The 13,409-nt window shown below is 63.1% G+C and carries 12 protein-coding genes and 2 pseudogenes; 8 read left to right on the top strand and 6 right to left on the bottom strand.

The features are described 5' to 3' along the window. Positions 1-46 precede the first annotated feature (46 nt). Entirely contained in the window at positions 47-1,249 is a 1,203-nt protein-coding gene (locus PSOLE_RS15065; protein ID WP_074858500.1) for a CaiB/BaiF CoA transferase family protein, read from the bottom strand. Between the two features lie 168 nt (positions 1,250-1,417). Here PSOLE_RS15065 and PSOLE_RS15070 point away from each other — a divergent pair, with 168 nt between their 5' ends. From PSOLE_RS15070 to PSOLE_RS15090, 5 genes and pseudogenes are all read left to right on the top strand, one after another. Further along, positions 1,418-2,338, top strand: a complete 921-nt coding sequence (locus tag PSOLE_RS15070; protein WP_074858496.1) for a LysR family transcriptional regulator — start codon at positions 1,418-1,420, stop codon at positions 2,336-2,338. Between the two features lie 164 nt (positions 2,339-2,502). Beyond that, positions 2,503-2,745: pseudogene (locus tag PSOLE_RS15075) on the top strand (C4-dicarboxylate ABC transporter); the annotation flags it as partial. 266 nt (positions 2,746-3,011) lie between these two features. Beyond that, positions 3,012-4,973 carry an acetate--CoA ligase gene (gene acs, locus PSOLE_RS15080; RefSeq protein ID WP_074858492.1) on the top strand — a complete coding sequence of 654 codons (1,962 nt, stop codon included), beginning with the start codon at positions 3,012-3,014 and terminating at the stop codon, positions 4,971-4,973. Positions 4,974-5,162: 189 nt separating this feature from the next. Then, a pseudogene (locus PSOLE_RS15085) lies at positions 5,163-5,369 on the top strand (methyl-accepting chemotaxis protein); the annotation flags it as partial. Positions 5,370-5,420: 51 nt separating this feature from the next. Beyond that, positions 5,421-6,200, top strand: a complete 780-nt coding sequence (locus PSOLE_RS15090) for an EAL domain-containing protein (protein ID WP_074858489.1) — start codon at positions 5,421-5,423, stop codon at positions 6,198-6,200. 221 nt (positions 6,201-6,421) lie between these two features. On the opposite strand, the gene PSOLE_RS15095 is transcribed toward PSOLE_RS15090, so the two are convergent. Further along, positions 6,422-7,099 carry a DUF4197 domain-containing protein gene (locus PSOLE_RS15095; RefSeq protein ID WP_074858484.1) on the bottom strand — a complete coding sequence of 226 codons (678 nt, stop codon included), beginning with the start codon at positions 7,097-7,099 and terminating at the stop codon, positions 6,422-6,424. Positions 7,100-7,215: 116 nt separating this feature from the next. Between PSOLE_RS15095 and PSOLE_RS15100 the strand changes: the two genes are divergently transcribed. Next, complete coding sequence (locus PSOLE_RS15100; protein WP_074858479.1) at positions 7,216-7,617, top strand: hypothetical protein; 402 nt, start codon at positions 7,216-7,218, stop codon at positions 7,615-7,617. Between the two features lie 6 nt (positions 7,618-7,623). Here the strand turns inward: PSOLE_RS15100 and PSOLE_RS15105 are convergent, their stop codons facing one another. The 3 genes from PSOLE_RS15105 to PSOLE_RS15115 are packed head-to-tail and all read right to left on the bottom strand — an operon-like array spanning position 7,624 to position 9,406. Continuing rightward, positions 7,624-8,322 carry an SDR family NAD(P)-dependent oxidoreductase gene (locus PSOLE_RS15105; RefSeq protein ID WP_074858475.1) on the bottom strand — a complete coding sequence of 233 codons (699 nt, stop codon included), beginning with the start codon at positions 8,320-8,322 and terminating at the stop codon, positions 7,624-7,626. Continuing rightward, positions 8,319-8,852, bottom strand: coding sequence for a DUF3833 domain-containing protein (locus PSOLE_RS15110; protein WP_074858472.1), 534 nt, complete (start codon positions 8,850-8,852; stop codon positions 8,319-8,321). The genes PSOLE_RS15105 and PSOLE_RS15110 overlap by 4 nt, the downstream gene beginning before the upstream one ends. Positions 8,853-8,860: 8 nt before the next feature. Next, a complete protein-coding gene (locus tag PSOLE_RS15115) occupies positions 8,861-9,406 on the bottom strand; it encodes a chalcone isomerase family protein (RefSeq protein WP_074858470.1) in 546 nt (181 codons plus the stop codon). A 493-nt stretch (positions 9,407-9,899) separates the two neighbouring features. Here PSOLE_RS15115 and PSOLE_RS15120 point away from each other — a divergent pair, with 493 nt between their 5' ends. Together PSOLE_RS15120 and PSOLE_RS15125 are read left to right on the top strand one after the other, a co-directional pair. Beyond that, positions 9,900-11,261, top strand: a complete 1,362-nt coding sequence (locus tag PSOLE_RS15120; protein WP_074858468.1) for a putative bifunctional diguanylate cyclase/phosphodiesterase — start codon at positions 9,900-9,902, stop codon at positions 11,259-11,261. Positions 11,262-11,492: 231 nt separating this feature from the next. Next, positions 11,493-12,149, top strand: coding sequence for a TIGR04211 family SH3 domain-containing protein (locus PSOLE_RS15125; RefSeq protein ID WP_074858464.1), 657 nt, complete (start codon positions 11,493-11,495; stop codon positions 12,147-12,149). Positions 12,150-12,153: 4 nt separating this feature from the next. On the opposite strand, the gene ubiM is transcribed toward PSOLE_RS15125, so the two are convergent. Beyond that, positions 12,154-13,326: a 5-demethoxyubiquinol-8 5-hydroxylase UbiM gene (gene ubiM / locus PSOLE_RS15130; RefSeq protein ID WP_074858461.1), complete on the bottom strand. Its 1,173-nt coding sequence runs from the start codon at positions 13,324-13,326 to the stop codon at positions 12,154-12,156. Between the last annotated feature and the right edge of the window lie 83 nt (positions 13,327-13,409).

Below are 13,409 nucleotides of genomic sequence, written 5' to 3' on the forward strand. Positions count from 1 at the left end.
TGAGTTCCCACGCAGCAGAGCGTGGGAACTATCTGCAGCCATCTGGCTAGATGATCCCGCGTTCGCGCAGCCCAGCGACCTGCTCAGCACTCAGACCAAGCCCGGCGAGGATGTCGTCGTTGTGCTCTCCGAGCTGCGGGCCGCCGGTGCCGATACGGCCTGGCGTGCGGCTGAGCTTCGGTAGTACGCCCGGCACCTTGAGCGGGCCGACGCTGGTCTGCACCTGCTCGATCATCTGCCGCGCCAGGTAGTGCGGGTCGCTGACGATATCGGCGGCGGTGTAAGGGTAGCCGGCCGGCACGCGGGCGCTCTTGAGCGCTTCGATCACCTCATCGCGGCCACGCTGCGTGGTCCATTCGGCGATGGCGCCGTCAATCAGCTCGGCATGCTGGCTGCGTCCGTCGTTCTGCGCCAGGCGCGGGTCGTTGCCCAGGTCGTCACGGCCGATCAGGCTCATCAGGCGCTTGTAGATGCTGTCGCCATTGCCGGCGATCAGCACGTAGCTGCCGTCGTTGCAGGGGTAGGAGTTGGACGGCGTGATACCGGGCAGGGCGCTGCCGGCCGGCTCGCGGACGTAGCCGAAGGCGTCGTATTCGGGGATCAGGCTTTCCATCATGGCGAATACCGACTCGTACAGTGCCACGTCGATTTCCTGGCCTTCGCCGCTGCGCGCACGCTCCTGCAGGGCCAGCAGCACGCCAATCACACCGTACAGCGAGGACAGCGAGTCGCCGATGCTGATGCCCACGCGTACCGGTGCCTGGCCGGGGTAGCCGGAAAGGTGGCGCAGGCCGCCCATGGCTTCGCCGATCACGCCGAAACCTGGCAGGTCGCGGTAGGGGCCGGTCTGCCCATAGCCGGAGATGCGCAGCATGATCAGCCGCGGGTTGATCGCCTTCAGCGCCTCATAGCCCAGGCCCCAGCCTTCCAGCGTGCCGGGGCGGAAGTTCTCCACCAGCACATCGGCCTCGGCCACCAGCTTGCGCACGATGTCCTGGGCTTCGGCCTGCTTCAGGTCGAGGGTCAGCGAGCGCTTGTTGCGCGACTGCACGTGCCACCAGAGCGAGGTGCCGTCCTTGATCTTGCGCCATTTGCGCAGTGGGTCGCCGACGCCCGGCGGCTCGATCTTGATCACGTCGGCGCCGAATTCGCCGAGCAGTTTGCTGGCGAAGGGACCGGCGATAAGCTGGCCCATCTCGATCACCTTGAGCCCCTGCAGGGCCATGTTGCGGGTGTTGTTTTGAGTCATGGCTGCACCTGATTTGCCTGTGCGTTTCTCGTGGTGCGCAGAATGGCGCAGCGGCGCGGTGCCGACAATTGCCCAATGGTCAAGCTAGGCTTCGCGTATCACGAAGTGGCATGCTGTAAATCAGCTTTCTGGTAGCTTCGCTTCGCCAGGCACGAAATGGAGACCCTCATGCGCCGCATCGATTTCGTCACCCTCAAGCTGTTCGTCGCCATCGCCGACGAGCGCAGCCTGACCCGCGCCGCCGAACGCGAGCACCTGGCTCTTGCCGCAGTGAGCAAGCGCGTCAGCGACCTGGAAAACCAGCTGGGCATCGCTTTGCTCTATCGCCAGCCCAAGGGCGTCGAACTGACCCCGGCGGGCCACGCATTGCTGCATCACGCGCGCAACATGATGGACAACCTCGAGCAGCTCAACGCCGATCTCAGCGAGTTCAGCGAAGGGGTGAAAGGCCATGTGCGCATCCACGCCAACACCTCGGCGGTGATCGAGTTTCTGCCCGAGGATCTGGCCAGTTTCAGCCGCCTGCACCCGCAGGTGAAGATCGACCTGGAGGAGCGGGTCAGCAGCGAGACCATCCGCGCCGTACGCGAGGGCCTGACCGATATCGGCATCTTCGCCGGGCATGTGCCGGCCGAGGATCTGCAGGTATTCACCTACCGCCATGACCAACTGGCGCTGGTTACCCCGCGCGAACATCCGCTGGCCGAGCGCGACGGCCTGTTCCTGCGCGAGGCGGTGGGCTACGACTTCATCGGCCTGCAGCAGGACGCGTCCTTGCACAGCCTGCTGCAACATTCGGCGCACAGCCAGGGCGTGGCCCTGCGCCTGCGCATTCAGGTGCGTAGCTTCGAGGCCATTTGCCGGATGATCCACACTGGCATGGGCGTCGGTGTGTTGCCGGACCTGGCGGTGCGTACCTATTTGCCGGCGCTCGATGTGCGAGTGATCCCGCTGCACGATCCCTGGGCTCGGCGCGAACTCAAGGTGGCGGTGCGTAACCAGGACAACCTTTCGCTGACCGCGAAGCAGATGCTCGACCATCTGCGTAACAGCTCATCAACAGAGGATCTTTCAACACTGCCTTCGTGAATGCCGAAGGCTCGGTTGTTCAAATGTGAATTTCAGCGTGGGGGAGGGCGCAGTAGAGTCCGGGCCAATCGAAGGGTTTCTCCCTCGACGCTCAGACAAAAACAACAGGAGCCTTCCATGAAGTTTTATTTCGTCCGTCGTGGCCTGGCCGGTGTGCTTGCCGGTTGCGCACTCTCGGCGCACTCTCGGCACACGCAGCCGAGTCGCAGCCGACCGCCCCGATCTTGATCAAGTTTTCCCATATCACCGCCGACAGCACGCCGAAGGGCCAGGGCGCGCTGCTGTTCAAGAAGCTGGTGGAGGAGCGTCTGGCCGGCAAGGTTAAGGTCGATGTCTACGCCAACTCCTCGCTGTATGGCGATGGCAAGGAAATGGAAGCGCTGCTGCTGAGCTTCCTGATGATCATCACCTACATCCCGGCCGTGTCCATGGCATTGCCGAACTGGCTGGGGATGAGCTGAGCAATTGTGTCTACCTCTGTGCCCGGCCTTGTGCCGGGTTTTTTTGCTTCGTCGCGACATATCCATGACGCTGTCGAATTGGCTCGCCATATGCCAGGCAGGGCTTCAAGACGATGGTCTTAGAGCGGTAAGACCATGGTCGAATGGCCTCACGAAGGGTCGGGGGATACAAAAGGCACCATACAAAAACAACTCCCCGTCGAGGTGATTCCATGAGTGCTGCGTCTCTTTACCCTGTGCGTCCCGAAGTGGCCGCGCGGACCCTCACTGACGAGGCCACGTACAAGGCCATGTACCAACAGTCCGTGGTCAACCCCGAGGGTTTCTGGCGCGAGCAGGGCAAGCGGATCGACTGGATCAAGCCCTACACCAAGGTCAAGCAAACCACCTTCGATGACCACCACGTCGATATCAAGTGGTACGCCGATGGCACCCTGAACGTCTCCTACAACTGCCTCGACCGTCATCTGGAAGAGCGTGGTGACCAGGTCGCGATCATCTGGGAAGGCGACGATCCTTCCGAGCACCGCGAGATCACCTATCGCCAACTGCACGAAGAGGTGAGCAAGTTCGCCAACGCCCTGCGTGGGCAGGACGTGCACCGTGGTGACGTCGTCACCATCTACATGCCGATGATTCCCGAAGCCGTGGTGGCGATGCTCGCCTGCGCGCGCATCGGCGCCATCCATTCCGTGGTTTTTGGCGGCTTCTCCCCGGAAGCGCTGGCTGGCCGCATCATCGACTGCAAGTCCAAGGTGGTGATCACCGCCGACGAGGGCTTGCGTGGTGGCCGCAAGGTGCCGCTGAAAGCCAACGTCGACGATGCGCTGACCAACCCGGAAACCGCCAGCGTGCAGAAGATCATCGTGGTCAAACGCACCGGCTCCGACATCAAGTGGAACCAGCATCGCGACATCTGGTACGAAGACCTGATGAAGGTCGCTGGCAGCGTCTGCGCGCCGAAGGAAATGGGTGCTGAAGAAGCCCTGTTCATCCTCTACACCTCCGGCTCCACCGGTAAGCCCAAGGGCGTGCTGCACACCACCGGCGGTTACCTGACCTACGCTTCGCTGACCCATGAACGCGTGTTCGACTACCGTCCGGGCGAGGTCTTCTGGTGCACCGCCGACATCGGCTGGGTCACCGGCCACACCTACCTCGTCTACGGGCCGCTGTCCAACGGCGCCACTACCCTGATGTTCGAGGGCGTGCCGAACTATCCGGACGTGCGTCGCGTGGCGCAGATCGTCGACAAGCACAAGGTCAACATCCTCTATACCGCGCCGACCGCGATCCGCGCCATGATGGCTGAGGGCAAGGCCGCAGTCGAAGGTGCCGATGGTTCCAGCCTGCGTCTGTTGGGGTCTGTGGGTGAGCCGATCAACCCGGAAGCCTGGCAGTGGTACTACGAGAACGTTGGCCAGAGCCGCTGCCCGATCGTCGATACCTGGTGGCAGACCGAAACCGGTGCCTGCCTGATGACCCCGCTACCAGGTGCTCACGGCCTGAAGCCGGGCTCCGCCGCACGGCCGTTCTTCGGCGTGCAGCCGGCGCTGGTGGACAACCTGGGTAACATCATCGAAGGCCCTGCCGAGGGCAACCTGGTGATCATCGATTCCTGGCCGGGTCAGGCACGTACCCTGTACGGCGACCACGACCGCTTCGTCGACACCTACTTCAAGACCTTCCGCGGCATGTACTTCACTGGTGACGGTGCGCGCCGCGACGAAGATGGCTACTGGTGGATCACCGGTCGCGTCGATGATGTGCTCAACGTCTCCGGCCACCGCATGGGCACAGCCGAAGTGGAAAGCGCCATGGTCGCCCACCCGAAAGTGGCCGAGGCCGCGGTGGTTGGCGTACCGCACGACATCAAGGGTCAGGGCATCTACGTCTACGTCACCCTGAACGCTGGCGAGGAGTCTTCCGAGCAGTTGCGTCAGGAGCTGAAGAACTGGGTGCGTAAGGAGATTGGTCCGATTGCCACGCCGGACGTCATTCAGTGGGCGCCTGGCCTGCCGAAGACTCGCTCGGGCAAGATCATGCGCCGCATCCTGCGCAAGATCGCTACCGCCGAATACGACTCCCTCGGCGACATCTCCACGCTGGCCGATCCTGGCGTGGTGCAGCACCTCATCGACACGCATCGGCAGATGCAAGCCGCCTGCGCCTGATCGGTAACGGCAACCGAAAGCCCCGCCCGGCCAAAAGCCCGGCGGGGCTTTCGTTTTGGGTTATGCCCTCCTTCGCCGTCGGCTTCTGCCGGAGCCGGCGGCGCCGAACAACTGGTCGGCGCCGCGCAGAACATCTCCAGCGCCGCCAGCCAGCTGTCGGTGTCCACTCAGGAGCAGTCCCACGCAGCCACCAGCGTGGTCGGTGTGGTGGATCAGATCTCCCTGGCGCTGCGTGAGCAGACGGTCGCCAGTCAGGACGTGGCGCGCAATGTCGAGCGCATCGCACAGATGTCGATGGAGAACAGTGAGGCGGTGGCCGATACATCGCGTACCGCACAAGGCTTGCAGCAACTGGCGTTGTTGCTGGAAAAACAGGTGGCTTCCTTTCGTTTTTGACTAGGATGACAATGACGGAGTCTCCACGTCTTGTTCTATAAGGAAGCGCCTATGGGTATTGTCAGTCAGAGCATCTTTCCTCAGCCATTTCGGGCTGTGGGCTGCGCCGAGTGTCGCAACCCCGAGGCACTGGGGTTCGACTTCACCATGGCCTTTCAGCTGATTCTGGATGTCGAGGAGCAGCGACCCTTCGCCTACGAGGCGCTGGTGCGTGGTGTCAACGGCGAGTCGGCGGGGGAGATTCTCGGACGGGTCAACGATGGCAACCGCTACCGTTTCGATCAGGCCTGCCGGGTCAAGGCCATCGAGCGGGCTGCGAAGCTCGGGCTGCTCGATATTCCGGATTGTCTGCTCAGCATCAACTTCCTGCCCAATGCGGTGTATCGCGCCGAGACCTGCATTCGCGCCACGCTGGAGGCGGCGCAGCGCTTTGACTTCCCGCGCGAACGGCTGATGTTCGAGGTGACCGAAGGCGAGCAGATCCATGATGCGGAGCACCTCAAGCGGATCTTCGCCGAGTATGGCAAGCAGGGCTTCACCACCGCCATCGACGATTTTGGCGCGGGCTACTCCGGGCTCAATCTGCTGGCCGAATTCCAACCGCACCTGCTCAAGCTGGACATGGCCCTGACCCGCGGCATCGATCAGGACCCGGTGCGCCAGGCCATCGTCGCCGGTATCGTGCTGGTCGCGCAGCGCCTGGGCATTCGCATCATCGCCGAGGGTATCGAAAGTGTTGGTGAGCGTGATGCGCTGATCGAGCTTGGTATCCGCTACATGCAGGGCTTTTTCTTCGCCAGGCCCGCGTTGGACAAGCTTTGTCTGCCCTAAGCGCAAACGCACCGCTGGTGGGGACAGTTAAGTGCTGACGTAGCGAATGTGAGCGGCACCCTGCCGCGAATCAGGGCGGCGTGCTATGGCCAAAAACGGATAACCCGCAGGTCACATCACCCCGTAGGAGCCGCGCCTCGCGGCGAATCGAAAGATCACCGCAAAGCCAAAGGCTTCGCCCCGGGGCGGGGCTCCTACTCAGGCTGCGTCAAGGGCTCTTCTCAGAGCGCGCCGAACACCTTCTTCGCCAGGCTGGTAGCGGCACCGGCCGGGTTCTGGCGGATGCTGGCTTCCTGCTTGGCAATCATCTCGAACAGGCCATCGAGTGCCTGTTCGGTCACGTAGCTTTCCACCGTGCTGCTCTTGGCGTCGACCACGCCAAAGCTGGCGGCCTGGCCGGCGAAGGCGTTGTACTGCTGGGCCAGACCGACCTGGTCGGTGGCCTGCTTGACGATGGGCAGGAACTTGGCGCGGATCTGTTCGCGGCTGCTCTTGTTCAGGTACTGGGTGGCCGAGTCCTGCGGGCCGCTGAGAATTGATTTGGCATCGGCCACGGTCATCTTCTTCACCGCGTCGACCAGCAGCGCCTGGGCCTGTGGCACGGCGGCTTCGGCAGCCTTGTTCATGCTCGCTTCGAGCTGATCGACCTGGGCGCCCATGCCCATCATCTTCATGGTCTTGGCGGCTTTGCCGAGTTTGCCGGGCAGCTCGATGCGCACGTCCGGGTTGTTGCTGAATCCGCCGGGCGTGCCCAGTTGCTTGACGGCCTCCTGGGCGCCCTGGATCAGCGCGTCTTTCAGGCCGCCGCTGGCGTCCTGCTGGCTCAGATCGGAGAGGGACAGCGCGAAGGCGTTGGCCGAGAGCAGCAGGCCAGCGGCAAGAGTAGTGAGGCGCAGCATGATGGTGATCCTTGCATCGGGGGAAATGCTGTGAGCTTAACGGAGTCTGCGTTACTGGCAAGTCGGCCGATAGCCGTGGATGGGCAGCGCGTTTCGCTATGGCTATGATCAGGGCCATGAATTCGCCGCTGCTGCTCCGAAATCCTTGCCCGCCAGGCGCTTGCGACTGCCAGCGTGATGAACTGCTGGACAGGCCGGGTGCCGATACCCGCGTGCTGCTGTTGACCCGGCAGGAGGAGCAGCGCCTGCTCGAACGCCTGGAAAACCTGCAGAGCTTGGAAGACCTTGAGCGCATGCAACAGCGCATGTTCGAGCAGTTGGGCATTCGCCTGCATATCGAGCCGGCCCATGGCGAGGTGCGCAGCATGCGCGGCATCCACATGCATTTTGATACTCATCCAGGGCTGTGTCGCAAAACCCGGCAGAGCATTCCGGCGGCGATCCGCCGGGCCATGGAGAAAAGGCCGGAAATCGCCTGGCGTCTGCTGGACTCCTTCGACCTGTTCGGTGGCTTGTAGGGGGTGCTACCAGGGCAGTGGTTGGCCGTCGTAGGCGTGGAAGCTGCCGCTGTGCTCGGGCCCCAGCGCATAGATCACCCGCAGCATTTCAGCGGCGGCCAGTTCGGCCGGACGCGCAGCGCTGGCGCCGCGAAAGGGCTGTGACAGCGGCGAAATCACTGTGCCGGGATGCAGGCTGAGCAGTCGAGCTTTGGGCTTGCTGCGTGCCAATTCGATGGCGGCGGTCTTGATCAGCATGTTCAGCGCCGCCTTGGATGCACGGTAGGCGTACCAACCACCGAGGCGGTTGTCGCCGATGCTGCCGACCTTGGCCGAGAGCATGGCCATGGCACCCTGATTGTCCAGCAGAGGCAGAAAGTGGCGCAGCACCAGCGCCGGTCCCAGTGCGTTGACCTGAAATACCGCCTGCAGCGCATCGGCCTCGATGGCAGCCAGGCTTTTCTCTGGTGCGATACCGTCGCGGTGCAGCAGACCGGCCGTGTGCAGGATCAACTGATACGGTGCTTCGCCGGCCAGTGCGGCTGCAGCTTCGGCGATGCTGGTGGGAGTTTCGAGATCGAGCGCAGGTGAGCTGCTGCGGCTCAGCTCACGCACGCTGGCGCAGTTTGGGTCGGCGCGCAGTAACCGGCAGAAGGCCTGGCCAATGCTGCCGCTGGCGCCAATCACCAGCGCCTTGTAGCCGTTGCCCAGGCTGTGCAGGGTCATGGTGTGGCAGTGCCTCGACGGAAGAACAGCGTGACCTGGCCCAGCTCGATGCCGAACTTGCTCATGGCTGAGCGGTTGATCAGGGTTTCGTCATCCATCAGGTACATCCAGTCGTCGAAGTAAACGACATAGGTTGTATCGTCCACCGGCAGGTTGAGGTGATAACGCCAGCGCAGGGCGTTGCCGGCCACTTCACCGATGGCTTCGCCGATCACATCGTCAGCGGTGCCGATCCAGCGTCCTTCGCCGTCCGGGGTCAGGGTCCAGACCCGGCGCTGACGGGTGCCGTCGCTGTACAGAAAGCGCTCGTCGAGGATCAGCTTGTCGCCCTCGCGGCGGCTCTGGATATCGACGTGGAAGCGCTTGATCACCTCACCGGAGCGATCCTGGAACATGCCCCAGGCCTGCACCGGCCCGGAGAAGTAGGTGGGCAGATCCAGCACGGGTTTCTCGTTGGCGTAACGCTCGACCGGGACCTGGCCGCAGCTGATCAGCAGCAGGCTGCTCAGCACGATCAATAGGGCTTTCATGTAGTACCTCATGGGTTAAGGCCAAGCAGGGCGGCACGCAGTTTCGGGCTGCGGGTCTGCGGGTCGAGCCAGATGGAGAAGAAGGCGCGGGCGAACTCCGGGTCGTCGATCACGTGCTGCAACTCACCGTCGACGTAGAAGCGGCAGCCCTCGCCGGCCAGGAATACGCCGGTGATGCGCGTGCCATCCTTCACGTCGACGAACGCCTGGCTCATCTGTTTCGTCCAGACGCTTTGCTGTTCGCTGTCGAGGGGCTCGCCGTTGATCCGGCGAATTTCGTCGAGGCTGGTATCGACCAGGGTTTCCCGGCTGATGCTGCGCCGGTAGGTCAGTTCCAGGGCGAAGGGCTGAGAGAAATCCACGCGCTGCACTGGGCTCCACAACTTGGCGTTGTAGACCGAGAAGCCGAACCAGCTGAAGTCGCCGCTACCCACCAGACTGGCCTGCGGTAGTTGTTCACGCCAGCCGTCCTGGGTGGTGGCCTGCACTGGCTGGCCGAGCAGCAGCAAAAACAGCAATACGGCAGGGGGCAGAGGTCGAATCAGGGTGGCCATGGTCGTTGCCTCTGAGGCGGCTGACGGGGGCCGCGTCCAGCCGTTGATTCGGAGCCCGGCGGCGACGGGCGTTGAGTAAAAAAATCCGGCAACCAAAAAAGGGGAGAGAGTGTTGCCGGATTGCGCAGCTTGTTTGGGCTGACGTCGGTCGTGGCAAGCAGGCCTGGAGCAAGGTGTGCAAGCGTTGTACGAGCCCTGTTTGAATCCAATATATGTACAAAAATAAAGTTGTACAGTTTTTGTATAGATGCGGGGCGCGAAGGTGGGCCTTACCGTTCATATGAGCGGCGCGTCTGGCGCGGCGTTAGGTGGGGCAATAGCAGCGCACGGGGGCGCTGTAGGCGGTGGGAGGGGTATCACCATGGCGGAGTCCGATGGACTTGATGGCCGAACGCTTGGCCAGTGAGGCGTACTGGCTGCATTAAAAACATCTGGGAAACTTGCATTCGGCCAGGCAGCTTCAAGAATGAAGTGATCGGATCAGGATTTCACCATGCCATCACTCTCGAGCTTCGGCAGGCGCGTTCGCAAACTCTGGCATGGTGCAGACCTGGCTCTGGTCGGTCAGCGCCGTGAGCGCCGCATGCGCATGCTGTCGAGTCTGGTGATGATCGTGATGGGCCTGCTCTGGGGGCTGTTCTTTTCCTCTCGCGGCTATTGGGCCATCGTCATCATGGATGTGACCATCATCCTCAGCGGTGTGGCGGTCTTCGCCCTGACGCTGCGCAACCAGGCCCGCAGCGCCAACCTGATTCTGTTCGGTGCGCTGATCCTTATCGTCGTCGCTTCGACCCTGCTGCTCGACCCGCCGACCCTCATGGCGCCGCGTGCGACACATCTCTATCTGCTACCGGTGGCTGTCGGCGTGTTGATGGCCTTCCGCGATGAGCCCCTGTGGCTGCGTTACGGCATGTGCCTGCTCTGTCTGCTGCTGTTCGTTGCACTGGCCGCGTCCAACTGGCGGCCCACCGATCTCTATGCGTTGCCGGACGACGTGCGTATCGTCGGCTCCTGGGTGCAGGGCGTTTCCGCCATGGCGCTGTTTTTCCTGCTCCTGCACATCCTGCAAAGCGATACCGCCGAGCGCTCGGAGCTGGATCGTGACCTGCGCGCGGCCGTGCGTGAGCGGCAGTTCGTGCTGTATTACCAACCGCAGCTCAATGACGCCAACCGGGTGATCGGTGCCGAATTGCTGATTCGCTGGCAGCACCCACAGCGTGGTTTGCTGGCGCCGGGTGAGTTCATCGATCACGCCGAGAACACCGGGTTGATCATCCCCATTGGCCTGTGGGTGCTGGAGCAAACGGCCGCGCGCTTGCGGCAATGGAAAGATGACCCGCTCTTCGGCGACCTGGGCCTGGCGGTGAACATCAGCCAGAAGCAGTTCTCGCAAAGCAGTTTCGTCGCCGAAATTCTCGGTCTGATCGAGCACCACGGTATCGATGCCCGGCGCCTGGAACTGGAGTTGACCGAAACGCTGATCGTGCATGACATGGAAGACCTCACGCGCAAGATGACGGCGCTGGTCGAACATGGCGTGCGCTTCTCGCTGGATGACTTCGGTACCGGCTTTTCTTCCCTCAGCCACCTCAAGCGCCTGCCGCTGAGCAAACTGAAAATAGACCGGTCGTTCATCTGCGACGTGCTCACCGATGCCAACAGCGAAACCATCGTGCGCACGGTGATCGCTCTGGGGCAGAGCATGGGCATGACGGTGATCGCCGAGGGCGTGGAAGCTGAGGCGCAGCATAGGTTTCTGGCGGACAACGGTTGCACTCAGTTCCAGGGATATCTGCTTGGCCGGCCGATGCCGTTGGTGGATTTCTCTACCTTCGTCCAGCGCCACAACGGCTGACGCCACCTTCCGTCCATCTACCATCTCCTGCCTGGAGTGAACTCCAGGCAAGCGGCCAATGTCTGTCTGCTGTCGGCCCATACCGGCAGAAATAGATGGCTATTGGCCGCTAGCGTGGCGTCTACGTCGCGGATTCTGCCTGAATCATGCTCGAGCGTTTTGTTCAGCGCGTGGCCGGCAACGTCCATCCCGTTCGCCGGGTTCGTCTGACTGCCACGTGAAGATCGCCCCATGTTTTTATCTCGTCATACTCCATTTCAACCTCGCATTCTCGGTGCCTGCCTGCTGCTCGGTGGCCTGCTCGGCGGCGCACAACCGTCTCTGGCCGAAGAGACGTCTGGCAACCAGCGCTGGGTCAGCGACAGCCTCAATACCTACGTGCGCAGTGGCCCTACCGATGGCTACCGTATCGTCGGCACCCTGGTTTCCGGGGAGAAAGTGGAGCTGTTGCGCACCCAGGGCGACTACAGCCAGGTGCGTAGCGCCAGCGGCAGCAGCGTCTGGATTCCCAGCCGCGACCTGCAGTCGGTGCCAGGCCAGGCCGAGCGTCTGCCGCAACTGGAACAGAAAGTCGCTGACCTCAGCGCTGAGCTCAAAGGCATCGACGAGGCCTGGAAGGCGCGTGTGCAAGGCATGCAGGAAACCCTGGACTCGCGCAAGAAGCTCATCGACGAGCTGCAGGCCGCCCGTGGCGCGCTGGACGCCGAGCTGACCACTACCCGTTCGCAGCTACGCGATGCCCAGGCGCAACTGGGTGAAGAACAGCAGCAGGTGCTGATGCGCTACATGGCCTATGGCGGCAGCATCGCTGGTGCCGGGCTGCTGCTCGGGCTGATTCTGCCGACCATGCTGCGGGTCAAGCGCAAGCGTAATGATCAGTGGGTGTGATTGATCAGGCGCGAGCGGTCAGATGACGGGCGATGCCCTTCTTCAGCGGTAGCAGGCCCTGTGCCACGCGCAGGCCAGCGCCGCGCAGCAGGCGGGCGGGCAGCTGATCATTGGTGTACAGCTCCACCAGCAGGTTGGTGGCCTGGTACAGCGGCCAGGTGGCCAGGCGTAGCTGGCGCTCGTAGCGCGCCAATGGCGCAGGCGCACCGATGTCCTGGCGTTTGCCATGAGCGGCCAGCAGTGCGTCGCTGAGCAGTTGCACGCCGATCAGGCCGAAGTTGAAGCCGTGTGCGGTGACCGGATGCATGCCCACGGCGGCATCGCCGAGCAGGGCGCAGCGGTTGCCGACCATGCGTCGTGCGTAGGCGCCCACCAGCGGATAGGTGTGTCGGCTGCTGACCAGTTGCATGGTACCCAGGCGGCGGTCGAAGCGCTTTTCCATCTCGCGGGTGAAGATCGCTTCGTCCAGTTTCTGCAGGCGTTCTATTTCGTGCGGTGGCAGGGTCAGCACCACCGACGACTGCCGGCCGTTTAGCGGTAGCAGGGCGAGGGTCTGGCCATAGCCGAACCATTCCCAGGCTATCTGTTGGTGATCCTGTTCGTGCTGCATGCGGCACACCAGCATGGTCTTGCCGAAGTCCTTGAGCTGCGCACCGATGCCGAGCTGGCGGCGGGTTTCCGAGAAGCGGCTGTCGGCAGCGACCAGCAGGCGCGGTTGCAGCACCTGGCCATCCTGCAGCACCAGCTTCATCTCGTTCTGGCTTTGCTCGATGGCGCGCACGCTGGTTCCGCACAGCAATTGCACATCGGCGCATGCGCTTAGCGCCTGATAGGCGGCGCGGCGAATGGCCTGGTTGGCCACCAGATGGCCGAGGCGCTCGGCGCCGGCTTGTTCGGCGCGGATCTTCAACGCGAACAGCGAGGGGCCGTTGAACACCTGGGCGTCGCGCAGCACGGCAACCTCTTCGCTGGGCAGGCGCGCCCACAGGCCGAGGCGTTCGAGCAGCGCCTGCGAGCCATGGGTGAGGGCGATCTCGCGGCCATCGAAGGCCGGTTCGGCCAGTGCCTGCTCGGCCTGGCGCTCCAGCACCACGATGGACAGGCCATGCCCGGACAGGGCGCGTGCCAGACACAGGCCGGCCGGGCCGGCGCCGACGATGACGATATCGGGTGACATGCTGCAGCTCTCCGTGCGGGTGACCAGTAGGGCGGGTGAAACCCGCCATGCGCTGGTGCGAGTCTAGGTCGCAGCGACGCCGC

The sequence above is a fragment of the Pseudomonas oleovorans subsp. oleovorans genome (assembly GCF_002197815.1).
Classification (GTDB): Bacteria; Pseudomonadota; Gammaproteobacteria; order Pseudomonadales; family Pseudomonadaceae; genus Aquipseudomonas; species Aquipseudomonas oleovorans.

Bases quoted from the DNA above. Each gene is read 5' to 3' on its own strand.
- PSOLE_RS15065 (WP_074858500.1), bottom strand. From the start codon at position 1,249: ATGACTCAAAACAACACCCGCAACATGGCCCTGCAGGGGCTCAAGGTG.
- PSOLE_RS15070 (WP_074858496.1), top strand. From the start codon at position 1,418: ATGCGCCGCATCGATTTCGTCACCCTCAAGCTGTTCGTCGCCATCGCC.
- acs (WP_074858492.1), top strand. From the start codon at position 3,012: ATGAGTGCTGCGTCTCTTTACCCTGTGCGTCCCGAAGTGGCCGCGCGG.
- PSOLE_RS15090 (WP_074858489.1), top strand. From the start codon at position 5,421: ATGGGTATTGTCAGTCAGAGCATCTTTCCTCAGCCATTTCGGGCTGTG.
- PSOLE_RS15095 (WP_074858484.1), bottom strand. From the start codon at position 7,099: ATGCTGCGCCTCACTACTCTTGCCGCTGGCCTGCTGCTCTCGGCCAAC.
- PSOLE_RS15100 (WP_074858479.1), top strand. From the start codon at position 7,216: ATGAATTCGCCGCTGCTGCTCCGAAATCCTTGCCCGCCAGGCGCTTGC.
- PSOLE_RS15105 (WP_074858475.1), bottom strand. From the start codon at position 8,322: ATGACCCTGCACAGCCTGGGCAACGGCTACAAGGCGCTGGTGATTGGC.
- PSOLE_RS15110 (WP_074858472.1), bottom strand. From the start codon at position 8,852: ATGAAAGCCCTATTGATCGTGCTGAGCAGCCTGCTGCTGATCAGCTGC.
- PSOLE_RS15115 (WP_074858470.1), bottom strand. From the start codon at position 9,406: ATGGCCACCCTGATTCGACCTCTGCCCCCTGCCGTATTGCTGTTTTTG.
- PSOLE_RS15120 (WP_074858468.1), top strand. From the start codon at position 9,900: ATGCCATCACTCTCGAGCTTCGGCAGGCGCGTTCGCAAACTCTGGCAT.
- PSOLE_RS15125 (WP_074858464.1), top strand. From the start codon at position 11,493: ATGTTTTTATCTCGTCATACTCCATTTCAACCTCGCATTCTCGGTGCC.
- ubiM (WP_074858461.1), bottom strand. From the start codon at position 13,326: ATGTCACCCGATATCGTCATCGTCGGCGCCGGCCCGGCCGGCCTGTGT.